Here is a 22,013-nt window from a genome sequence, read left to right on the forward strand (position 1 = left end):
TTGGGAACCCTTTAACAATAAGTAAAATCTATTTATTTTATCATTTAGTAGTCTATACTTATAGGTCGTACTCATGCTGCCCAAGATAACGCCACAACGCCCAATGCAACGACACAGGCCGCAATGATACGGCCCTGCCATGGCCGTTCGCCAAAGAACACAACTCCGATCAGGGCCGCGATTATGACGCTGGATTCGCGCACCGCCGACACCGCACCAAGCGGGGCAAAGGTTTTTACATAAAGGACCAACCCATAGGCCATGACCGCCGCCATCCCGCCCATCACCCCAAGGATCAACGTGCGCGGCGCAAAATGCCCCCGGTTCCGGCGCCGATGAAGCGCGATGGCAAGCGGCACCGGCGCCTCGAATAAAAACAGCCAGCCCATGTATCCCGTGGCTGTTCCCGCCTCTCGTATGCCGATGCCATCCGCCGTTGAATAGGTGCCGATACACAGGCCCAGCAGGATGGCAAACCCGAGTGTGCTGCGCGGTGCCGTGGCCGCGCCGCGCTGAAACGCCAAAAGGCAAATCCCCGCCGTGATGGCCACCAGCCCCGTCACCGCCAGCGGCACCAACTCCTCACCGATCAGAACCCAGGCCGAAAACGCAACGATGGCCGGGGCAAGCCCGCGCGATATGGGGTAAACTTGGCTCAGATCGCCATGGCGATAGGCACGGAACAACAACAGATAATACCCATAATGCACGACCGTCGAAACAAGGATCGACGGCCAGCTTGCCATCGCAGGAATCGGGGATATGGAAATCAGCACCACCCCGGCCAGCGCATGAACCAGCGACACCGCCCCCAGAACCCCGGCCCGGTCATCCACCGCTTTCAACATCGCATTCCAGCCCGCGTGCAACAGCGCCGAGAACAACACGATACCAAGGGCAACAGCGGTCATGTTTCAGCCAGAATGGCAGTTTCCACGATGGTCAGCGCGCGATCGAGATCCTCGCGCCCTATGGTCAGGGGCGGCGATAACGTCAGCACGCACCCCGCGCTGATCTTGAACGACAGGCCCGCTTCAAGGCAGCGGTAATATATGCGTTCGGCCCGGTCGCGCGCCTCGGCCTTGCTGGTCCGGTCCCTGACGATTTCCACCCCGAACATCAACCCCCTGCCCCGCACATCGCCCACAAAAGGGCTGCGGGGGGCAAAATCCTGCAACCGTTCCAGCGCGTATGCGCCCAGGGTCGCGCTCCGCTCGACCAGCCCCTCATCTTCGATGATCTGCAAGGTGGTCAGGGCCGCCCGCGCGGTAACGGGGTTTTTCTCGTGGGTATAATGGCCGATGGCAAAATCCCCGCAAACATCCAGATCCTTGCGGGCGATCACGGCAGCGATGGGCAAAATGCCACCGCCCAGCGCCTTGCCCAGGGTCACAATGTCAGGGATAATATCGTCGTGGTCAAAGGCAAACATGCGGCCCGTTTTGCCCAATCCGGTTGGAATTTCATCCATGATCAAAAGGGCGCCGTGCCGGTTGCAGGCCGCGCGCACCTGTTTCCAGAACCCGGGCGGCGGCACGATCGGCACCGCGCGCATGGGTTCGGCAATCACCGCCGCCACATCGGTTTCGCGGCCCAGCACAAAGTCAATCATCCCGGCGCAGGCCAGCCCGCAGCTTTCCGGCCCCGGGTGATTATAGGGGCAGCGATAACAGTTGAAGGGCGCGACATGCTCGGTTCCGGTCATCAATGGCCCGGCGATATGGCTGCGGAATGTCGCCTCGCCCCCCACGCTTGCCGCGCCAAAGCCGGCGCCGTGGAACGCATCCCAAAAGCTGACGGTCTTGAACCGTCCGGTTGCGGCACGGGCGATTTTCAGGGCCACCTCGTTCGCATCCGACCCGCCGGTCGTCAACAACACCTTCGACAGATCACCGGGCGCAATCGCCGCCAGCTTTTCGGCCAGATCCACCGCCGGTTCGTTGGCGAAACGGCGCGGCGCAAAGGGCAGAGTGTCAAGCTGATCCTTGATCGCCGCAATCAGGCGCGGGTGGCCATAGCCGATATGATGCACGGAATTGCCGTGAAAATCCATATAACGGCGGCCTGCCGTGTCCTCGATCCAGATGCCTTCGGCCTTGGCGATGGTCGAAACGCAGGGCGACGACAGGGATTGATGCACAAAGGCATCGGCGTCGCGCGCCAACAGATCACGGGTGGCAGCATCGGGGTGTTTGGCCGCCCAGGCGCGCCGCGCGGCCGATTGGTTTGACTCGCCCTCGGTGTGGGTGATTTTCATTGCTCAAACCTTTGGTCTTGAAACGCAAAATCGCGGCCCCATGATGGGGCCGCGTCAGGTGCAGGGAGATACGATTGCCCTAGTCCGGCCAGGGCAGGGAATAGGTTTTGACGTTGGTAAAGAACTTCATCGCCTCGACCACGCCTTCCTTTACCGCATTGCCCGAATCCTTGATCCCCCCGAAGGGCGACATTTCGATCCGATACCCCGGCTGTTCCCAGATATTGCAGGTGCCAACATCCAGCCCGTTGATATAGGCAATCGCGCGATGCAGATCATTGGTGCAAACCCCCGACGACAGGCCAAACGGAGTTGCGTTGGAAATGTCCATCACCGCCGCATCATCATCGGGCACGCGCACGATGGGGATGATCGGGCCAAAGGTTTCTTCCATCACCAATTCGCTGTCATGGGGCACATGATCAACCACGATGGGGGGCAACAGCGCGCCCTTGCGACCGGGGTGATAAAGGATCTTGGCGCCGTCTTCCTCGGCCATGAACACCCGCTTTTCAAACAGCTCGGCGGCCTGCGCATGGATCACACAGCCAAGTTCGGTCGCGGGGTCTTGCGGGTCGCCGAATTTGACCGCTTTCGCCTTGGCCAGAACCATGGGAACGAACCGGTCCGCCACGCTTTGTTGTACCAGAATGCGTTTGATCGCGGTGCAGCGTTGACCGGAATTTCCCGTCGCCCCCGCCACGGCAATCGTTGCCGCCTTTTCCAGATCGGCGTCGCTCAGGTCGTTACAGATGATCAGCGGGTCATTGCCGCCCAGTTCCAACGCCTGCCGGGTATAGCCCGCCTTGGACGCGATCAGTTTGCCCACCGGCACGCCGCCGGTAAAGGTGATGATGTCGATGTTCGGGTTCACCATCATCTCTTCGCCGATGTCCCCGGGCCAGCCGGTCACGATCTGGAACATCTCTGGCGGCAACCCAGCCTCATAGAGAATATCGGCCAGCGCGATGGCCGTCAGCGGCGTCAGTTCGGTCGGCTTGCACACCATGCAATTGTTCGTCGCAATCGACGGCGCAATTTTGTGGCTGACCATGTTCAGCGGGTGATTGAACGGCGTAATCGCGGAAATGGCCCGGACAGGTTCGCGTTTGGTAAATATCTTTCGTTGTTTGCCATTATGGGTCAGATCGCACGAGAAAATCTCGCCGTCATCCATCAGCGCCTGTTGCGCGGCGAATTGATAGACATCCTGCGCGCGCCTGGTTTCATACAGCGCGTGCTGGTGGCAGATGCCCAGCTCCAGCACCAGCCATTTGGCCAGATATTCACGCCGTTCACCAATCAACACTTCTGCCCGTTGCAGGATCTGGCTGCGCTCATAGCGGCTCAGACTTGGTTTATAGGCCGCTGCAATCTCGAACGCGCGGCGGGCATGTTCCGCCTTGCCGGCGGGAACACTGCCGATCACCTCATCTGTATAGGGGTAATGCACTTCGATCACATCATCGGTGAAAACGATCTCTCCACCGATGCGCATGCCCTCGACGCGCGGTTCAAACCTGTCGGTCATGATTAACCTTTCCCATCAAAGCGCCGCTGCCGTGGTGGCATAGAAGAACGCATCGAAATTGCGCAAAACCGGTTCGTTCGGCAGGTCCATCACGCGGTTGACGATAAAGGGCACCTCTTGTTCGGTCAGGCCGCCATGGCTGCGCAGGGGTTCGTTCAGCGCGGCAAGGTCGTGCCGGTGCGCCGAGGTGCCGATGGTCATATTTTCGGTCGAGATCATGACGATGTCACCGATCCGATCCGCCGGAAGCTCAAAGCGTTTCACCGCTTCGGCCTTGTCCATCACCTCCAGGATTTCGGGCCGTGCGGCCAGACGGGCGATGATATCGGCGGTATCGGTGCCCTTGGGCAAATAGGCCGTGCCAAAACCACCCAACGCACCATGGTGAACGACATAGGGGTCGGTGATCGGCAGAATAACACGCGCTGCCGCCTCGCCCAGCCATTCATCCAGCAGATCCTGAACATAGATGACCGAAGGGGCGCCATTGGCGTCATGCTTGGGTTTCATCCCGTGATCGGCGGTTACCACAATCGCCGCGCCCATCTCATCAAGCTGGGCAAGATAGCGGTCAAACATTTCGTAAAACGCCTGGGCTTCGGGCTGATGGGGGGCGTATTTGTGCTGAACATAATCGGTGGTTGTCAGATACATCACGTCCGGCTTCCATTCCGCCAAAAGCTTGACCCCAGCCGCAAAGACGAACTCGGAAAGCTCGGCAGAATATACCTCGGGCTGCGCCATACCCAACCATTGGCTGGCCGCGTCCTGCCCATGTTCGGCTGCCGTTGAGGTGTCGGATTTCTCGGCGGAAAAACATTTGGCGCGGTCATCGTCAAATTTCAGCCCCGCCCCCAACAGCGCGCGCAGCTTGTCTTTGGCGGTGACAATCGCCACCCGCGCGCCGGCGTCATAGAATTTGGAAAACACGGTCGGCGCGCGCAGGAACCGCACGTCGTTCATCATCACTTCTTCGCCGGTTTCCGGTTCGTACAGGTAATTGCCGCAAATCCCATGCACCGCCGGGGGGCGCCCGGTGGCGATGGACAGGTTGTTGGGGTTGGTAAACGACGGGATCACCGAATGGGCCAGACGGTCGGTCCCGGTTTCACGCATCCGCTTGAGCGTCGGCATCAGGCCCTTGGCAATCGCCTGAGTCAGGTATTCCGGTTCACAGCCATCAAGGCAAATGGCGATCGCCGTGACCTTGGGCCAGGGATAGCTGCGGTCGTTTGCCATAACGGGGGCGTGGGAAGAAACGTTCATTCTCGGTTAATCCTTATCTGTCGGTGAAGGCCCTGTCAGGCGGCAAGTTTGGCCCGTTCGGCAATTGCAGCAGCGGGCGGCGCCGCCGATGTGACACCCATATCGGCAAGCGATTCTTTGGCCGCCTGAACCACACGGGTCATGATCGTTTCATCCATCCGGCCAATACAGCCGACGCGGAAACTGTCCACGACCGTCAGCTTGCCCGGATAGATGATGAACCCCTTGTCCTTCATCCGTTCATAAAACCCGGTGAAATCAAATCTGGGGTCAGCGGGGCAAAAGAACGTGACGATGATCGGCGACAGCCAGCGGTCTTTCAGCAGGGTTTCAAAGCCAAGCTCGCGCATTCCGGCGACCATCACATCGCGGTTGCGGGCATAGCGCGCCCCCCGGCCCGCCACGCCGCCTTCTTGCGCGTGCAGGCGCAGGGCCTCAAGAAACGCGGCGACAACATGGGTGGGGGCGTGAAACGCCACTGGCCGGTTTTCACCATGCCAACCCATTGCGCGTAAATATCAAGGCTGAGCGAATGGGAATTGCCCGCGCAGGTTTCCAATTCCGACTTGCGCGCAATCACAAAGCCAAAGCCGGGAACACCTTCGATGCATTTGTTCGCGGACGACACCATCGCCTCATACCGGATACGGTTCACATCCAGATCAATCGCCCCGAAGGCCGACATGCTATCAACCAACAGCTTGCGCCCGGCGGCATAGGTTGCCTCGGAAATCTCGGCCACCGGGTTCAGAATGCCCGATGAGGTTTCACAATGAATGGCAATCACATGGGTGATCGCCGGATCGGCGGCCAATGCAGCGGCCACCTCGTCACCACGCGGGGGCATGTAATCGCCCTTGTTGATCAGCGTAAAGGCGCGGCCCAGATACCGCATGGTTTCAGCGGCGCGCAGACCATAGGCACCATTGGCCAGCACAAGAACCTTGCCGTCACGCGGCACGAACGTGCCCAGCAGCGCCTCGACGCAATAGCTCCCCGAGCCTTGCATGGGCACACAGGCAAAGTCATCCGAGCCGCCACCTGCCAATGCAACCAATTGATCGCACATGCTTTTCGTCATGGCGCGAAAATCGCCGTCCCATGACCCCCAATCGCGCAACATCGCCTCTTTCACCGAAAAGGCAGTGGTCAGCGGGCCGGGGGTAAGCAGGAAAGGCTCTCCTTTGGCGGGGTTCGGGAACAGGTCGTTGGAAAGGTCAGACATGGCGCGGCCTCACTCTGTGAATGGCGGTATGACCTGTTATTTCCACGCTACGTTGTATATGTAAAATCGTTATTTTGTATCCATGTAACGATTAAATCTATACATCACGAGGCTGCGCCAGACGGCTTTCCAGCAGGTGCCCGCTTTCGGTCAGGATCGGATAGGCCACCGTCACCAAAAGCGAGTTGATCTCTTTCAGCGCCCGCACGATTTCCAGGTGGATGTCGGATGTGTCGATACTGGCAGACTGACTGTTGCACAGCCGTTCCAGATGGCGGTCGTGGCTGTCACGGGCCAGCTTTCGCATGACCTCTTTTTCCTTCATCAACTGCCGCGCGCTTGCCATATCACCGGAAATCAACACGTTCAGGGCAAGCTGCATGTTTGCCTCGACCCGGCTGTGCAGCTCTGACATTTCGCGCCATCCTTCGGCCGAAAACCGCAGGTTTTCGCGCGCGCGGGTTTCGGCAAGGGTCAGCAACCCCTTGGCAATGATATCGCCGATATGTTCAAGATTGATGCAAAATTCCGTAAGGTCGATGCCAAGTCTAGCTTCCCGGTCGGTCAGGTTGCCGCGATTCACCTCAGCGATGAACAGTTTGATGTCCGTGTGCTTGCGGTTCACCTCATCATCCAGCGCGCGCACGCGGGCGATCTTTTCCAGATTGCCACCGTCCATCAGCTCCATCACCGGGCTGTACATGGCCGCAACGGTTTCGCCCATGCGCAACAATTCGCGCTTGGCGCTGGCCAGGGCAAGGGTGGGGTTATCGACCGGCGCATGGTCCAGCATACTGACCGTGGGAACAAGGCCACCATCGCCGGTTTCCACCTTGGTATCGCGCAGCATATATCCCGTCAGCCGGTCCATCGGGCCGACAAACGGCAAGGCCAGCAGCACCAGCACAAAGTTGAAAACAAGGTGAAAGTTGACCAGTTGCGCCGCCTCCGAGCTGCCCAAAAGCGCGACCGGCAGATCGGCAATCAACGTGACCGCCAACAGTACCGCCGCCGCTGCGCCACGAAAAATCAGGTTGCCCAAAGGAATGCGGCGGGCCTCGATCTCCATTCCCCGGGTCAGCCAGACCGCGATAATGCCCCCCCAAGGTTCGCGCCCAATACCATCGGCACGGCGGCCTCCAGCGGCAACATGCCACCATTCGCAAAGGTCACAAACAACAGCACCGTCGCCACCGAAGAATGCACGACCCAGGCAATCACCGCCGCCACAAGAAAGGCGGTCAATGGATCACCACGCAGATAGCCCACCAATCCCGGCAACAGATTACTGTCGCGCAAGGGTTCTGTCGCCTGGCCCACCATTTGCAACGATAACAGAATGAATGCGATGCCCAGCACGATCCGCCCGGTTTGGCGCACTGTGCGGGCCTCGAATTTCAAGAACAGCGTGCCGCCCACCAGCAACAAAAGCGGTATCAGGCCCGACAGATCGAATGACAGGATCTTGACCACCAGCGCCGATCCCAGATCCGCGCCCAACAATGCCGCGATCCCGGTCGCGACCGTCAATATGCCCGAGGTCACAAACCCCGTCGCCAATATCCCGACCGCGGTTGAGCTTTGCAGCACCACCGCCAGGATCATTCCAACCACGGCCATCTGTGCCGTGCCGCCCCGCGCCCCGCGCAAGGCCGCCCGCAAACGTGTGCCATGGGCCCGCTCAACCCCGGTCCGCACCATGCGAACAGCCCACAACAGCAGGATAACCGCCCCGGCAAGATGAATTAGAAAAGCGACAGGCAGCACATGCAGTCCTTAAAATTAGAGGCGCTGAGAGCGACAGGCGCGAACAATCATAAAGCGCGCTTGTCGTTCATTGAGCAAATCGTTAGTTTCAATGAATATATAACCCCACCCTATGAAGGATTGCAAACATGCGCTATGTTCAGCTTCGCGCCTTCCACTATGTGGCCATTTGCGGTGGGTTTTCCCGCGCGGCAGAAACCCTTTTCCTGACTCAGCCCGCAATTTCCGATCAGGTACGCAAGCTTGAGGAAGAATACGATATTCTTCTGTTCAACCGACATAAAAAGCAAGTCACGCTGACACCCTCCGGGGACAGGCTGTTGGAAATCACCCGCCGATTGTTCGAGAACGAAGAACAGGCGCGTGAGTTGCTGACCGAAAGCCGTGCCACCCGTTCCGGTACGTTGCGCATTGTCGCCGACAGCGCGCTGCATATGCTCAAGATCCTTGCACAATTTCGCGAAAAATACCCCGGCGTCGGCATTACGATCAGCGGCGGCAACACCGAAACCGTGATCGCAAGCCTGTTCAGCTATGAAGCGGATATCGGAATTCTGGGCGAACTGCCCCCATCGCGCGATTTTGAAACCATTGCGCTGAATTCCACCCCGATTTCGGCCTTTGTTGCCCGGGATCACCCCATCGCCGCGCGCAAATCGCTCAGCTTTCACGACCTGCAAAGCCTGCTTTTGGTGATGCGCGAAGCCGGGTCCAAGACCCGCAAGAAATTCGAAGAGGCGGCAAAGGCCAAGGGATTCACCTTTACCCCGTCGATCATCGCCGAAGGGCGCGAAGCGGTGCGCGAAATTGTGGCATCGGGTGTGGGCGTCGGGTTTGTCTCTGCGGCAGAATTCGGCGACGATCCGCGCCTGGTGCGCATTCCGATCGCCGAAGAAGACGAGATGATGATGGACGAAACCCTGATTTGCCTGCGTGAACGGCGCGGGGGGAAACTGGTCAGCGCCTTTCTGGAAATCGCACAGGATCAGGCCGCAAGGTTGACGACCTGACGCACCTAGACCGGCGGCTTCGGGTGCCAGGTGGCCGCAAACCGCACCCCTGCAAGGTCAATCTCGAACCTGCCTTCCGCCAGATAGGCACGGTCGATCGCACGGTCCGGTTGTTCAATCCGGCACAGGGTTATGGGCCGCCCGATACTGTGGCCATGGGCCGCTGACATGATTTTACCCACGGGCACCCCATCGCGCAGCAACAATTCACCACCCCAAAGCTGTGGCTCGGGGGCATCGACGCTGAACAGCGCGATCCGTTGATGCAACGGTTGCCCGCGCTGCGCCAGCAACGCCTCGCGCCCGATAAAGCCGCCTGGTTTGTCGAAATCCACGGCAAACCCAAGCCCGGCCTCAAGAGGTGTGATATCAGGCGTCAGTTCCCGCCCCCAGGCGCGAAACCCCTTTTCGATGCGTAACGATTCCAGCGCGTAATATCCGGCGTGAACCAGCGGCCCCGCCTCCACAAGCGCGTCATAAACCCCAAGGGTAAATTCCACCGGCACGAACAATTCAAACCCTGCCTCGCCGGCATAGCTCATCCGGTTGGCCAGCACCGTGGCATAGCCCAAATCAATTTCGCGCACTGTGGCGAACGGATGTGCCGCCACCGAAAGATCGCTGCGCGTCAGGCTTTGCACCAGCCCGGGCGCGTCAGGCCCCATCACGGCCAGCACCGACCACGCGCTGGTGACATCCGACACCCAAACATGGGCATCATCCGGCGTGTTTTTCCGAATCCAGTCGGCATCATGGACCGCCTGCGCCGATCCGGTCACGACCATGAACCGTGCTTCGCCCAGCCGGAACACTGTCAGATCGCTTTCAAAACCGCCGCGCATGTTCAACATCCCGGTATAGACCGAGGCGCCGACAGGCCGATCCAGATTGGCGGCGCAGATCCGGTTCAGCACCGCCAATGCATCGCGCCCCTCAACCATCAGTTTCGAGAACGACGACAAATCAAACAACGCCGCCCCGCTGCGGGTTGCCAGATGTTCCGCCGCCGCCGCATCGTGCCAGTTCTGACGCCCAAAGGAATAACCGATAGAGGTTTCCGTTTCGTTACGGGCAAAGTAATTCGCCCGTTCCCACCCCATCTTGCTGCCCCACACCGCGCCTCTGACATTCAACCGGTCGTAAAGCGCCGGGCGACGGAACGGGCGCGCGCTGTCTTGTTCAAGGTTCGGCCAGGGCATGGTGTAATGCATTCCCAGCGTTTCCTTCACCCGGTCATGCAACCACGTCATGTTGTTGTTAAACTTGGCAAACCGGCGAATATCGACGGGCCACAGATCCATCGTTGGCGCGCCCTCGACGATCCATTCCGCCAGCGCGCGCCCGGCCCCGCCGGCGCTTGCGATGCCCATCGAATTGAACCCGGCACCAACGAAAAACCCTTTCAGCTCTGGCGCCTCGCCCAAAAGAAAGTTGTTGTCGGGGGTAAAGCTTTCCGGCCCGTTATAGAATTTCTTAACCTCTGCGGTTTCCAACCCCGGCACCCGGATAAGGGCGTTTTCCATCAGGATTTCAAACTGATCCCAATCGTCCTCCAGCAGTTGAAAGGCAAAATCATCGGGGATGCCATGCATCCCCCAGGGTTTGGCCACGGGTTCGAACCCGCCCATGCAAAGACCGCCAACTTCTTCCTTGAAGTAAATATAACCGTCCGGGTCGCGCATCACGGGCAGATCGGTGTGAACCCCGGGAACGGCACCCGTGACAATATACATATGTTCCGCTGAATGCATCGGCACCGTGACACCGCACATCAGGCCCAGCTTGCGCGCCCATTGGCCGGCGCAATTCACCACGATTTCGGCTGTAATATCGCCCTGCACCGTCTGAACCCCGGTCACCCGCCCATCGGTCTGGGTAATGCCCGTCACCCGCACGCCCTCGACGATCCGCGCGCCGCCCATGCGCGCGCCCTTGGCCAGAGATTGCGTCAGGTCGGTCGGGTTTGCCTTGCCATCACCCGGCAGCCAGATCGCACCCTTGAGATCATCCACGCGCATCGGCGGCCATTTCTCGCCCGCCTCTTCGGGGGTCAGCTCCTGCACTTCGACCCCTTGGGCGCGGGCGCTGGCAATGGTGCGGTGCAACTGGGTCATCCGCTCGTCCGTTCGCGCAACCGACAGCGAGCCGCATTGCTTCCAGCCGGTTTGCAGCCCCGTTTCCCGATGCAGTTCAGAATAGAGTTTGGTGGAATACTGGATCAGCCCGGTCATCGCCGAATGGCTGCGCAACTGCCCCACCAACCCGGCCGCGTGCCATGTCGTCCCCGATGAAAGCTGCCCCTGTTCCAACAGCACAACGTCAGAGATCCCCAGTTTGGTCAGGTGATAGGCCGTCGAAGCGCCAATCACACCACCCCCGACAATCACAACGCGGGCATGGCTTGGCAGGTCAGTTTTGGTCATCGGGTTTCCTTTCCGGCGAATAATACAGAGATGACGCAACTTTGCATAATTTGGAAGTTTTTTGATGTTATTGGCATATCGAATTTTCTGTGGTATCCATAAGCAGCAAAAGGCGAGCCGCCGATGACCGATCTGCCCATCCAGCGCCACCGGCTGATCCTTGATCATCTGGACAAGGCCGAAACCGCACGCACGGTGCATCTCGCCGCGCAACTGGGGGTCACGCGCGAAACCATTCGCGGTGATCTTGCACAACTGGCGGACCGGGGGCTTTTGCGGCTGGTCTATGGCGGCGCCGTGCGGATCGGGCTGCAAGAACCCGATTTGCAGGTGCGCCTTGCCACCAATGAAAAAGGCAAGATCCGCATGGCAAAATGCGCCGCCGCCCTTGTTCCGGATGGCACGCGACTTGCTCTGGATTGCGGATCAACCACACTGGCCCTTGCGCGGGAATTGCGCGTCCGGGTTGGGTTGCAGGTCTGGACCAATGACATCGCCATCGCCCAGGAACTGGGCAACGTGGCCGAGGTGATACTGCTGGGGGGCACCCTGTCACTTGCGCAAAACATCACAACCGGGCCGGATGCGATAGAAATGATGGCGGGCCACAATGTTGATCTGGCTTTCATCAGCCTTGGTGGCCTGAACGCCAAACAGGGCTTTACCGATTTTGATCGTGACGGCCTTGCGCTGCGCAATGCCATGCGACGCGCCGCAACTGATTATTATTTTCTCGCCGATCACGACAAATTCGGACGCCCCGCCCCCTGCGCTGGAAATCCCCACAAACCGCCAAGGCCGTAATTTGCGACGATACACCGGGGCAAACAGAACAGATGATGCTAAAGCGCATCGGCCTGCCCCTGATCCTTGCCTGATTTTTCAAGCCCAACGTTCGATAGGACACCCTATTCGGTGAAATGGAGCATTGCATCAGCGCAAGGTTGCCCTGTGTGTCCGGCCAGTTTGCGGCCTGTTCACGATGGATCAGGGTTTCATCCAGGTTGCTGTTCACATCTTTTCTGTTTTGCTGACATGGCCTCATCAGAGGGCAATCGTTGCGGAAACAAGGCCTTAACGCACAATGAACTCGGCATGGAGCGCGCCGGCCGCCTTGATGCTTTTCAGGATGTCGATCATATCTCTGGGCGAGACACCAAGCGCGTTCAACCCCTGAACGACTTCGGACAGTGACGTGCCATCCGGCACCTCGGCCAACCCGATTCCAGGCTCTTCGTTGATTCCGACGTTGCTGCGTGGAACCACAACCGTTTCACCCGCAGCAAACGGGTTTGGCTGCACGACCAGCGGCGCTTCCTCAATTCGAATCGTTACATTGCCTTGGCTGACGGCGACGCGACTGATCCGCACATCTTCTCCCATCACGATGGTGCCCGAACTTGGATCAACGACGACACGTGCCTTGCGCTGCGGTTCGATCGTGATGTTTTCGATCCGTCCGATCGCATGGGCTGGCGAAGGAAGTCGTGTTGCCGCAATATCGATCAGCACCGTCCCCGCATCCAGCATCACCGCAACATTGCGTCGCAGATTCCGGTTGATCGCCTGTTCAATCCGCCCGGCAGTGGTAAAATCCGGGGTCCGCAAGGCAAGCCGGATTGATTTCAACTGGGTAAAGTCGAAATCAATCTCCCGCTCCACCCGGCCGCCTGCCGGAATCGCACCCGATGTCGGCACACCCTGGGTCACAGTGGCCCCGGCCCCGGCGGCCACCGCACCCCCGGCCAGAATCGTCCCTTGAGCCACCGCATAGATCTGTCCGTCGGCTGCATTCAGTGGGGTCATCACAAGAGTCCCCCCATCAAGCTACTTGCATCACCAATGGCCGAAACTGTCACATCAATTTGCGATCCCGCGCGGGAAAACGGCGGCAAGGCCGCAGTCACCAGAACTGCCGCGACGTTCTTGGGGCGAAACTGTTCTCCGGTGACGTTGACGCCCAGGCGTTCAAGAATGCTCGCCATGATGTCTTCGGTAAACGGCGCATTCCGAATACCGTCACCCGTACCGTTCAGGCCAACAACCAACCCATATCCGACCAGATCGTTGCCACGCACGCCGTCAAATTCGACCAGATCCTTGATGCGAACCGGGCTTGCCGAAACCTGAGTGGCCAGACAGAGGCAGAAAAGCGCGATGAGCCGCACGATCCTCATCGCAGATACCCCGTCAGGTTCAGCTGTGACAGGCGCGCCGTGACCGTATAAAAGGTTTCCAATTGTGTTTGCACGACGGTCAGCCGACTGGCCGTCTCAAAGGGATCAGCGGCCACCAGATCGGAACGGGCAAAGGTGAGCGCGGTTTTCTCGGCCTCGTTGCGGGTTTGCGCTTGATCCAGACGCGCCTCGGAAATTCCGATATCGCCCCGCAACATCACCACCTCAGCTTCGGATTGCATCAGGTCAAGACCGGTCATCTGGATCAGTTTTTTCTGCTCCGAAGCCTGTCCGTCCAGCACCCCGCGACTGAGCAAAGCCGCTTTAGCCGTGGACGCAAGTGCCGAACGCAGGCCATCGGATTTTGCCGACACGGCAAAGGACACCGTGTCGTCAGCCGACAGGCGAACCGCCCCCAGTGGCGTATCCGCCCCAAGATAGCGGCCGGTTTCAAATCCGGCGCCCGGCGCAAAATAGGCATCGACACTGTCGGAAATATCCTGGGCCGACGCGCCGAGAGGAATCGCCGACGCCAGATCATCAAGAATCAGCGCCGGATCATCGACCGGCCGCGCGGCAGTATCATTGCCCGCAAACAGGCTGCGCCCGGCAATCGTCGTATTCAGGGCACTGACGACGGTCGTAAACCGCATATCCGCTTCTTTGCCAAAATTGGCGATCAGAGCGGGATTTTCGGTGTTTTCCATGGCAAACGCGGCACCGGCCAAATCGCCCAACTGCGCCGATATATGGGATAGGGCCAGTTGCGCACCGCTCAGGAATTGAGAGGTTTCGCTGTTCACGGTTCCATAAGCCGCGAGGTTGGACAGGGATCGTTCGATCATGGCGATTGGTGCCATATCGCCGGCCAGCGGACTGCGCAGGTCGGATTTTCGCCCGGTGGTCAGCTCTTGCGACAGGGTGTTGAGTTCGGTGCGAATGCGCGCGTTGGACGAGCGGTTGGCAAAGCTCATCGCAAGATCGCCTATGGATTGTATCATGGTTAAATCTCCAGCAGACGACCCATCATGTCGTCAATCACCTGTATCACCCGGGCGTTGGCGCCGTAGGATTGCTCGATCAGCAACAGTTTTTGCATCTCCTGATCCGTATCGACACCCCCCGACAATTCTTGTTCGCGCAAGGCATCGGCGTGGTTCTGGGCAAAGGTTTGCGATTCTTCGGCCCGAAACAGCGCGCCGCTGGTGCGCGACATCAACTCTGACGCGAAACCCGATGCCGAAACCGACACCCCCAGAGCGGTACTGCGCGGATCGTTCAGCGCATCGGACAGGGATTGCAACAATGTGGCATTGCCGACCGGCCCGGGGGTAACGGCCCCCAAGCCATCGCGCAGACGCGTCGCCAGCCCCCCTGTTCTGAATCGACCAAATCATTCAAATTAAGCCTTTGGGCGATGCCCGGCGGCGGCGCGGCTGCAAGAGCAGCGCCATTGTCGGTAAACAGACCAGGATCACCCGGCGCGAGGGTCGGGTCGATGGTTGCATCCTCAAAGCGTTGGATCAGGTCGCGGGCAAATCCGTCGATATCCGCCTGCGCCTGAGGGGCCAAGGTATCACGCACCGCGAAATTACCCGCCAAACGCCCGCCGCCCATGGGGCCGCCTTGGGGGGTCATGTCGATTTCCCGGCCATTCACCATAAGGCCAGACAGCAAACCACCCGCCAGAGTCATTCCCGGCGTGATCGTATTGGCACGGGTGAATTCGAACGTCGCCGCCTGACTGTCGAGAATGACCTGCCCTCCGGTCGTCATCAGCGCCACAACATCACGATCACGGGGGATTTGCCGCAGGGGTACAATCTCGGAAATCCGGTCAATCAGGATCTGCCGCTGATCCTTCAGGGCATTGGTATCGCCGTTATTGCTCGTCACGCTGGCGATGCTGGCGTTCAGGTCGCGCACCTCGGCAAGGGTGGTGTTGAGCGTTTCGACATCCCGGGCAATCGCGCTGTCGGCACTGACCCGTTCCGCCTGTATGCCAACACCGATCCTGTTGACCCGACTGACCAGATCCCGCGCGGCACCGACCACCGATTCCAACCGGGTGCCGGAATCCGGGCGGCTTGCTGCTTCCAGAAGCCGCCCCTCCAAGGTGCTCAATCGCCCGGTAAGGGCACCCGGATCGTCCGGCGCCCCCAAAAGTGTTTCAAGCCGGTCGAGGAATTCGGTGCTGGCTGCGCCCTCGGCCACCCGTGCATCGGCCAACCGGCGGTCTGACAGAACCACGGCGTTGACCGATCGCGTTATCCCGTCAATCTGCACACCGCCAAACGCGCCCGAAGACTGCGCCACCTCGCGTCGGCCATAGCCCGGCGACAGGGCGTTCGAGATATTGGACGAAACCACCTGCGCCGATCGCCCAACCGCGTTCAGCCCACTAAGGGCGTTATTCAAAGCCGCCATCATGCTCATCTGTCAGTCCTTTGCGTATTGCGAAGAGGTGCGGTTACCGTTTGAGATTGGTGGTTTCCTGAAGCATCTCATCGACGGTCTGAATGACCTTGGCATTCGATGAATAAGCGCGCTGAGTTTGAATCAGGTTGGTCAGTTCGACCGCCACATCGGTCGTCGACGCCTCAAGGGAATAACCTTTGGTGCCACCCGTTGGCCCGTCACCGGCATCCCACAAAAACATCGGCCCGCTTTGATCCGACAATTTGTAGGTCTGGTTGCTCATTGACAAAAGCCCATCGGGATTGGGCACATCGACCAGAGGCACCTGATAAATCGGCCGATTGAACCCGGTGTCGTACACCGCGTTGACGATACCACCTGAATCGATCTCGACGCCGACCAGATTGCCGACCGGCGATCCATTCTTGGTCAGGCCGGTGGGTGCAAAGCTGGTGGCAAGCTGAGTCATGCCGTCGATGGCGCCGATCTGGCCAATGGTAAATTCAATATCGCCACCACCCACCGGGATGGTCATTGATCCGGTTGTGGAATTATACGCCCCGCCACTGACATCGGTAACCGTGGCCAGGGTGCCGCCGTTTACCGCCGTGTTGTTGAACGTCATATTATATTCGCCCACCACCGCACCGCCAGAGGCCGAGTCGGTGATCACCATGGTCCATTCATTGGAAACGCCGGTGGCCGGAACCGTCGGCGTGAAGGTCACGCTCAGGGATTCGGCCTGCCCGACATTGCCGAAATATTCGACCGAGAGATCCCGGGGCGCACCGGATGCCCCCGCCTGTGAATCGCCCGAGGGCAGGTTCACGCCCATGGTCACCTCTGTTGTCGGATTTGCCGCGAACTGATTGTGGGTGATGTCGATTGGCGTCAGGGCCGCACTGGTGTCGCGGGTCACGCTGGGCAGTGATCCATCAGGGTTCAGCGCCCAGCCGGTCAAAACCTGCCCTGTCGCGTTTGTCAGAATACCCTCGGCATCGGCCTTGAACGATCCGGTTGTCATCAACGACAAGGGCAGCGCGCCACCCTTGCCGACCGCCGAACGTTCGGTCACGGGCAACATGCCCCGCCCTTCGATGGTGATGTCCATGGAATTGGCAGTGCCGACAACTTGGCCGCCCTCACTGATCAACCGGCTGTTTGTGGTCGTCACCCCGCCCGCGGTATATTTACCCTGAGACTGGGAACCGCCATTCACCACCATCGAGTGAAAATCGGTCTCAACCCGTTTGTAGCCATAGGTCGATGAGTTCGCCAGGTTGTCGGAAATCCCGGCCAAACGCTGTGCATTCGCGTTTAACCCGGCCACACTGGCCGAAAGCGAGGAAGAGATGGTCATTGATGCGCCTTTCTGATGCGTTTGTCAGGTTCTCCCCCTTTGTTAGGGCAGCAGCCTTAACAGGCCGCTAACCGTTAAAATCCGCGTGAACGGGCGATTTTCCTATCGCAACAGGATCAGTTCAATCCGGTTATTGCGCACCGCCATCGGATTCGCGACCACCTGTTCGCGATCGGCAAAGCCGGTAACCCGTTGAATACGCTTATCGCTTAGGGTCGAGGTGCGCATGAGAACGCGCACCTTGTCGCCGCGGGCGGTGGATGTATCCCAGACCGGATCGTGCAACAGCACCACCGGCTGCGCCCGGACATGGGCCCCGATGGCAATCTGATTACTGCTCAGGGAAAACACTTCGCCGACCACAAACAGCAATTCCCGCAGCAGCGGCGTGGCCACATCCGAATCACCCTCAAACAACATCGCGCCCGGCAGATCGAACAATTCAACGATCAATCCTTCGTCGGTTACCCGGGTCACGATGTGGCGGGCCAGATGCGCGCTAACCGTGCTTTCGCCACTGCGACCGGTCAGCTTTTCAGAAATGTCCGAGAACTGCTCTGGCATGTCGCCTTCACCATCGCCCGCACGGTCGCTGTCAATGCCCGCAGGGCCGCGCGCATTGTCACCATCCGCGTGATACGTCGCCGACGCCCCGGCACCGCTCTTGGCGAGTATTTCTTCGGAAAACACGCTGTCACCACCGAACGACCCGCCGCCGCCGCCGGAAATGCGGACAATCGGAACCGTCGGATTGAAGTAATCCGCGATGCCCTTGCGCTGCGTCTCGGTCGTGGCGTTCAGCAGCCACATCAACATGAAGAACGCCATCATCGCGGTTACAAAATCCGCATAGGCCACTTTCCAGGCACCACCATGGTGCCCGCCGGCAATGATCTTCTTACGTTTGATGATCACCGGCGCATTCACATGCGCAGTCATTAAATCTCACCCCTCTTCCCACCGACGACAGGTGTAACAGCAGGGCGTGAAGGGGCGATTAACCTTTAAAAATCGTGGCTTTAGTCGTCTTTCAGAACCAATTTTGCCCCTTTTTCGGCAATCATGTTAACAAGCCCCGCTATTTAATCACGATCTCGGGCCCCATGACCGCCGTTGGCAGCGCGGTTGATATCCACGGCACATAGGTGACGATAATCAGGAATACGAAAAGCACCGCAAGGAAGGGCAGTGCTGCGCGCACCACGGCCATCATCGGCATTCCGGCCACCCCCGAGGTGACGAACAGGTTCAACCCCACGGGCGGCGTGATCATCCCGATTTCCATGTTCACCACCATGATGATGCCCAGATGAATCGGATCAATCCCCAACTCGATCGCGATCGGAAACACCAGCGGCGCGACAATCACCAACAGGCCCGACGGCTCCATGAACTGCCCGCCGATCAACAGGATGACATTCACCATGATCAGGAATGTCACCGGCCCAAGACCGGACGACAGCATGGCATTCGCGATGGATTGCGGGATCTGTTCGTCAGTCAGAACGTGTTTCAGGATCAGCGCATTGGCGATCACGAACATCAGCATGATCGTCAGCTTGGCCGCATCCAGCAGGGTATTGCGCGTGTCGCGGTGGAAAAACGCCGTCACGATCGCCTTGGGGTTCTGGTACAGCGCCAGCGGCGCCTCGCCTTCGCCACGCGACAGCGGCCCCATGTCACGATAAATGAACGTCGCCACAAAGAACGCATAGACCGAGGCCACAGCCGCCGCCTCGGTGGGGGTGAAAATCGCACCGGTAACACCGGGGATGCCGTAAATCCCGACCATAATGATGACGATCAACAACAGCCCCCAAAGGGCATCGCGGAAACTGTCGAACACTTCGCCCCAGCCGCGCCATTCGCCCTTTGGCATGTTCTTGAACTTGGCGATCACATAGATGGTCAGCATCAGCATCGTACCGGCCAGTATCCCCGGAAGCACCCCCGCCAGAAACATCCGCCCCACCGAAACATCCGTGGCACTGGCATAGACCACCATCACGATGGAAGGCGGGATAAGAATGCCCAGCGTGCCGGCGTTACAGATCACACCGGCGGCGAATTCCTTGGTGTATCCCACCTGCCGCATGGCCGCGATCACGATTGACCCGATGGCAACAACCGTGGCGGGCGAAGACCCGGACAAGGCCGCGAACATCATACAGGCCAGAACCCCGGCAATGGCCAGCCCCCCCGACAGATGCCCGACACAGGCGATGGCAAACCGGATGATCCGTTTGGCCACCCCCCGGTCGACATGAACGACGACGCCAGAATAAAGAACGGAATGGCCAGCAGCGTGTAATGCCCGGCCATCGCCTGATACAGCGATTGTGCGATACTGGCCAAAGAGGTGTCAGAATACACCAAAAGGAAGATCATCGAAGACAGGCCCAGCGACACAGCGATGGGAACGCCGATCATCAGCAGCCCGACGATCAGCACAAACAGAAGAACAACATCCATGGCTCAGGCGTCTTTCATCTTGGCGGCGGCGTCTTCAACCGCATCTTCGGCTTCGTGGCTGACGATCATGCTGTCCTGTGTGCCGCTGACAATCCGGTAAACCGCCTGCACCACCCGAAGCAGCATGAGCGCCGTCGCAACCGGCAACATGGCATAGGGGATCACACGAGGGAGCTTTTCATAATGCTCCCATTCCGCTTCGGAAAAGCCGCGGTTCAGGGTATAGGGTTCGATAAAGCTCAGGAAACCTGGCATCGGCACCTGATCGGTGGTGTAAAACGCCCGGCTGCGCACCCCTTCGGTCAGACCCGTGGGAAACCAGCGGCCCGTGGTTTGTTGCAGCCCGGCAAAAGGCGCCCAGTAATCCCAGGCCCCCTTGGCCAACAGCACCACATACAGCAGACAGACCAGCGCCGAAATCACCGCCAACACCCGTTTTGGCCCCGGCGGCAGCATGTTGGTTACGGCATCGACCCCCAGATGCGACGTGACCTTGAACCCATAGGCAATGCCGAACAGCACCAGCCATGCAAACAGGATCAACACCACCTCAAGCCCCCAGATCAGCGATGTGTTGAACCCGTATCGCAGAACCACGTTCACAAACGTCACCAACGTCATCAGGCCCAGCAACAGGGCGAGTATGGTTTCCTCAAGGCTGTTGACGGCACGGCCAAACGCGGTGTCGTCAAAGGGTCTGGGGGCGCTCATGGGGCCGCTCCTGTCTTGGAAAGGAAATGAGACGGGCAACGAAAATACCACCCCCGGCGCCCGGACCGGAGGTGGTGCGATGGGGCCAGACAGCCCCGCGCTTACATGGAGGCGTTGATCGCCTGCGCCGCCGCGATATTGTCGGCGCCCACGTCGCCTTCGAACTGCGACCAGACCGGCTTCATCGCATCAACCCATGCCTGACGCTGTTCGGGGGTCAGCTCACGGATCACGGCGCCGGTGTCCAGAATCGCCTGGCGGGCTTCCATATCCACCTGGCCCACAGCGGCGTTCCGCTCATCGGTCACTTCGGTCAGGATTTTGGCCAGTTGATCGCGCACCGGCGCATCAAGCCCATCCCACCAGTCGGTTCCGACCACGACCAGGTAATCCAGAACGCCGTGGTTGGTTTCGGTCGACCCGTCCTGCACCTCAAAGAACTTTTGCCCATAGATGTTGGACCAGGTATTTTCCTGCCCATCCACAACGCCGGTTTGCAGCGCGCCATAGACTTCGGAGAACGCCATCGGCTGGGGCGAAGCGCCCAGCGCCTCCATCTGGGCAACCAACACATCGCTGGGCTGCACCCGGAATTTCAGGCCCTTGGCATCCTCGGGCAACAGCAGCGGCTTGTTGGCCGAAAACTGTTTCATCCCGTTGTGCCAGAATTCCAGGCCCAACAGCCCACGACGCGACATGGATTGTTTCATCGCCGCACCGGCATCGGATTTCTGGAACGCATCCACCGCGTCGATATTGGTAAACATGAACGGCAGATCGAAAATGCGGAACTGCTTGGTAAAGGCCTCGAATTTGCTCAGGGATGGGGCGGCCATCTGCACGTCGCCCTGCAACATCGCCTCAAGCACCTGATCGTCGTTATAAAGGGTCGAATTCGGGTAAACCTCGACACAGGCGATGCCATTCATCTCATCGTTGACGCGCTGCTGAAACAGCGAGGCGGCAATGCCCTTGGGGTGTTTGTCGGTGTTGGTCACATGGCTGAACTTGATGACGATCTCGCCATCATCACAGGCAGCGGCGGCAACACCCGGCACAAAGGCCACGGCGGCCACGGTTGCGGCTTTAATCAAAGTTTTCATTCGGTCCTCCCAGAACTGTCATGGCAGGCACAATCGGCCCACCACCTGAAACGACCATGCCAAGATTTGGGGCATCGGATCAAAGAAAATCCCGCGTTATGGATTTTATATATATTTCAGCATGTTATCAGGTCGCACCTTGATCATACCCGCATTTCCGGGCGGATTTTCACACAAACCCATAGCGCCACATCATATTTGTGCGATATTCCACACAAACTGCCAAAGGCCGATTCGCCCTATGCCCAGATGACCCGCAAGCACCGGAAAATCCTCCTGTTCACGGGCTATGT

The 22,013-nt window shown here is 59.2% G+C and carries 18 protein-coding genes and 2 pseudogenes; 2 read left to right on the plus strand and 18 right to left on the minus strand.

Annotated features, from left to right (window positions below; all coding sequences use genetic code 11):
* Positions 1-71: 71 nt before the first annotated feature.
* The 8 genes from AC0L7P_RS02505 to AC0L7P_RS02540 form a co-directional block, all read right to left on the minus strand.
* A complete protein-coding gene (locus AC0L7P_RS02505; RefSeq protein ID WP_473434344.1) occupies positions 72-911 on the minus strand; it encodes an EamA family transporter in 840 nt (279 codons plus the stop codon).
* Positions 908-2,257 carry a (R)-1-hydroxy-2-aminoethylphosphonate ammonia-lyase gene (gene pbfA, locus AC0L7P_RS02510; RefSeq protein ID WP_473434345.1) on the minus strand — a complete coding sequence of 450 codons (1,350 nt, stop codon included), beginning with the start codon at positions 2,255-2,257 and terminating at the stop codon, positions 908-910. The genes AC0L7P_RS02505 and pbfA overlap by 4 nt, the downstream gene beginning before the upstream one ends.
* A gap of 79 nt (positions 2,258-2,336) precedes the next feature.
* A complete protein-coding gene (gene phnY / locus AC0L7P_RS02515) occupies positions 2,337-3,788 on the minus strand; it encodes a phosphonoacetaldehyde dehydrogenase (RefSeq protein WP_473434346.1) in 1,452 nt (483 codons plus the stop codon).
* Between the two features lie 15 nt (positions 3,789-3,803).
* Positions 3,804-5,054 (minus strand): phosphonoacetate hydrolase, encoded by a 1,251-nt coding sequence (phnA, locus tag AC0L7P_RS02520; protein WP_473434347.1) that lies wholly within the window; start codon positions 5,052-5,054, stop codon positions 3,804-3,806.
* 35 nt (positions 5,055-5,089) lie between these two features.
* Positions 5,090-5,458 carry a hypothetical protein gene (locus tag AC0L7P_RS02525; protein WP_473434348.1) on the minus strand — a complete coding sequence of 123 codons (369 nt, stop codon included), beginning with the start codon at positions 5,456-5,458 and terminating at the stop codon, positions 5,090-5,092.
* Positions 5,416-6,279: a 2-aminoethylphosphonate--pyruvate transaminase gene (locus AC0L7P_RS02530; RefSeq protein ID WP_473434349.1), complete on the minus strand. Its 864-nt coding sequence runs from the start codon at positions 6,277-6,279 to the stop codon at positions 5,416-5,418. The genes AC0L7P_RS02525 and AC0L7P_RS02530 overlap by 43 nt, the downstream gene beginning before the upstream one ends.
* Positions 6,280-6,376: 97 nt before the next feature.
* Positions 6,377-7,348: a Na/Pi cotransporter family protein gene (locus AC0L7P_RS02535; protein WP_473434350.1), complete on the minus strand. Its 972-nt coding sequence runs from the start codon at positions 7,346-7,348 to the stop codon at positions 6,377-6,379.
* 8 nt (positions 7,349-7,356) lie between these two features.
* Positions 7,357-8,046: a Na/Pi cotransporter family protein gene (locus AC0L7P_RS02540; RefSeq protein ID WP_473434351.1), complete on the minus strand. Its 690-nt coding sequence runs from the start codon at positions 8,044-8,046 to the stop codon at positions 7,357-7,359.
* A gap of 128 nt (positions 8,047-8,174) precedes the next feature.
* Between AC0L7P_RS02540 and AC0L7P_RS02545 the strand changes: the two genes are divergently transcribed.
* The gene (locus tag AC0L7P_RS02545; RefSeq protein WP_473434352.1) at positions 8,175-9,056 is read left to right on the plus strand and encodes a LysR substrate-binding domain-containing protein; all 882 of its coding nucleotides are present in this window, start codon (positions 8,175-8,177) and stop codon (positions 9,054-9,056) included.
* A 5-nt stretch (positions 9,057-9,061) separates the two neighbouring features.
* Here the strand turns inward: AC0L7P_RS02545 and AC0L7P_RS02550 are convergent, their stop codons facing one another.
* Positions 9,062-11,479 carry a GcvT family protein gene (locus AC0L7P_RS02550; protein WP_473434353.1) on the minus strand — a complete coding sequence of 806 codons (2,418 nt, stop codon included), beginning with the start codon at positions 11,477-11,479 and terminating at the stop codon, positions 9,062-9,064.
* 123 nt (positions 11,480-11,602) lie between these two features.
* Between AC0L7P_RS02550 and AC0L7P_RS02555 the strand changes: the two genes are divergently transcribed.
* A complete protein-coding gene (locus tag AC0L7P_RS02555; RefSeq protein WP_473434354.1) occupies positions 11,603-12,283 on the plus strand; it encodes a DeoR/GlpR family DNA-binding transcription regulator in 681 nt (226 codons plus the stop codon).
* A 270-nt stretch (positions 12,284-12,553) separates the two neighbouring features.
* On the opposite strand, the pseudogene AC0L7P_RS02560 reads toward AC0L7P_RS02555, so the two are convergent.
* The 9 genes and pseudogenes from AC0L7P_RS02560 to AC0L7P_RS02600 all read right to left on the minus strand — a co-directional run bounded on the left by AC0L7P_RS02560 (position 12,554) and on the right by AC0L7P_RS02600 (position 21,720).
* Positions 12,554-13,656: pseudogene (locus tag AC0L7P_RS02560) on the minus strand (flagellar basal body P-ring protein FlgI).
* On the minus strand, positions 13,653-14,657 hold the full coding sequence (locus AC0L7P_RS02565; RefSeq protein WP_473434355.1) for a flagellin: 1,005 nt from the start codon (positions 14,655-14,657) through the stop codon (positions 13,653-13,655). The pseudogene AC0L7P_RS02560 and the gene AC0L7P_RS02565 overlap by 4 nt, the downstream one beginning before the upstream one ends.
* 2 nt (positions 14,658-14,659) lie before the next feature.
* Positions 14,660-14,959 (minus strand): flagellar basal body rod C-terminal domain-containing protein, encoded by a 300-nt coding sequence (locus AC0L7P_RS02570; protein ID WP_473434356.1) that lies wholly within the window; start codon positions 14,957-14,959, stop codon positions 14,660-14,662.
* On the minus strand, positions 14,935-16,092 hold the full coding sequence (locus tag AC0L7P_RS02575) for a FlgK family flagellar hook-associated protein (protein ID WP_473434357.1): 1,158 nt from the start codon (positions 16,090-16,092) through the stop codon (positions 14,935-14,937). The genes AC0L7P_RS02570 and AC0L7P_RS02575 overlap by 25 nt, the downstream gene beginning before the upstream one ends.
* A gap of 34 nt (positions 16,093-16,126) precedes the next feature.
* Complete coding sequence (locus tag AC0L7P_RS02580) at positions 16,127-17,434, minus strand: flagellar hook protein FlgE (protein ID WP_473434358.1); 1,308 nt, start codon at positions 17,432-17,434, stop codon at positions 16,127-16,129.
* Positions 17,435-17,536: 102 nt separating this feature from the next.
* Complete coding sequence (locus tag AC0L7P_RS02585) at positions 17,537-18,373, minus strand: OmpA/MotB family protein (RefSeq protein WP_473434359.1); 837 nt, start codon at positions 18,371-18,373, stop codon at positions 17,537-17,539.
* Between the two features lie 139 nt (positions 18,374-18,512).
* Positions 18,513-19,843: pseudogene (locus tag AC0L7P_RS02590) on the minus strand (TRAP transporter large permease).
* A gap of 66 nt (positions 19,844-19,909) precedes the next feature.
* Complete coding sequence (locus tag AC0L7P_RS02595) at positions 19,910-20,617, minus strand: TRAP transporter small permease (protein ID WP_473434360.1); 708 nt, start codon at positions 20,615-20,617, stop codon at positions 19,910-19,912.
* Between the two features lie 101 nt (positions 20,618-20,718).
* On the minus strand, positions 20,719-21,720 hold the full coding sequence (locus AC0L7P_RS02600; RefSeq protein ID WP_473434361.1) for a TRAP transporter substrate-binding protein: 1,002 nt from the start codon (positions 21,718-21,720) through the stop codon (positions 20,719-20,721).
* Positions 21,721-22,013: the final 293 nt, after the last annotated feature.

This window comes from Oceaniglobus sp. K40-3, assembly GCF_055808395.1.

Bases quoted from the DNA above. Each gene is read 5' to 3' on its own strand.
- AC0L7P_RS02505 (WP_473434344.1), bottom strand. From the start codon at position 911: ATGACCGCTGTTGCCCTTGGTATCGTGTTGTTCTCGGCGCTGTTGCAC.
- pbfA (WP_473434345.1), bottom strand. From the start codon at position 2,257: ATGAAAATCACCCACACCGAGGGCGAGTCAAACCAATCGGCCGCGCGG.
- phnY (WP_473434346.1), bottom strand. From the start codon at position 3,788: ATGACCGACAGGTTTGAACCGCGCGTCGAGGGCATGCGCATCGGTGGA.
- phnA (WP_473434347.1), bottom strand. From the start codon at position 5,054: ATGAACGTTTCTTCCCACGCCCCCGTTATGGCAAACGACCGCAGCTAT.
- AC0L7P_RS02530 (WP_473434349.1), bottom strand. From the start codon at position 6,279: ATGTCTGACCTTTCCAACGACCTGTTCCCGAACCCCGCCAAAGGAGAG.
- AC0L7P_RS02535 (WP_473434350.1), bottom strand. From the start codon at position 7,348: ATGGAGATCGAGGCCCGCCGCATTCCTTTGGGCAACCTGATTTTTCGT.
- AC0L7P_RS02545 (WP_473434352.1), top strand. From the start codon at position 8,175: ATGCGCTATGTTCAGCTTCGCGCCTTCCACTATGTGGCCATTTGCGGT.
- AC0L7P_RS02550 (WP_473434353.1), bottom strand. From the start codon at position 11,479: ATGACCAAAACTGACCTGCCAAGCCATGCCCGCGTTGTGATTGTCGGG.
- AC0L7P_RS02555 (WP_473434354.1), top strand. From the start codon at position 11,603: ATGACCGATCTGCCCATCCAGCGCCACCGGCTGATCCTTGATCATCTG.
- AC0L7P_RS02565 (WP_473434355.1), bottom strand. From the start codon at position 14,657: ATGATACAATCCATAGGCGATCTTGCGATGAGCTTTGCCAACCGCTCG.
- AC0L7P_RS02575 (WP_473434357.1), bottom strand. From the start codon at position 16,092: ATGAGCATGATGGCGGCTTTGAATAACGCCCTTAGTGGGCTGAACGCG.
- AC0L7P_RS02580 (WP_473434358.1), bottom strand. From the start codon at position 17,434: ATGACCATCTCTTCCTCGCTTTCGGCCAGTGTGGCCGGGTTAAACGCG.
- AC0L7P_RS02585 (WP_473434359.1), bottom strand. From the start codon at position 18,373: ATGACTGCGCATGTGAATGCGCCGGTGATCATCAAACGTAAGAAGATC.
- AC0L7P_RS02595 (WP_473434360.1), bottom strand. From the start codon at position 20,617: ATGAGCGCCCCCAGACCCTTTGACGACACCGCGTTTGGCCGTGCCGTC.
- AC0L7P_RS02600 (WP_473434361.1), bottom strand. From the start codon at position 21,720: ATGAAAACTTTGATTAAAGCCGCAACCGTGGCCGCCGTGGCCTTTGTG.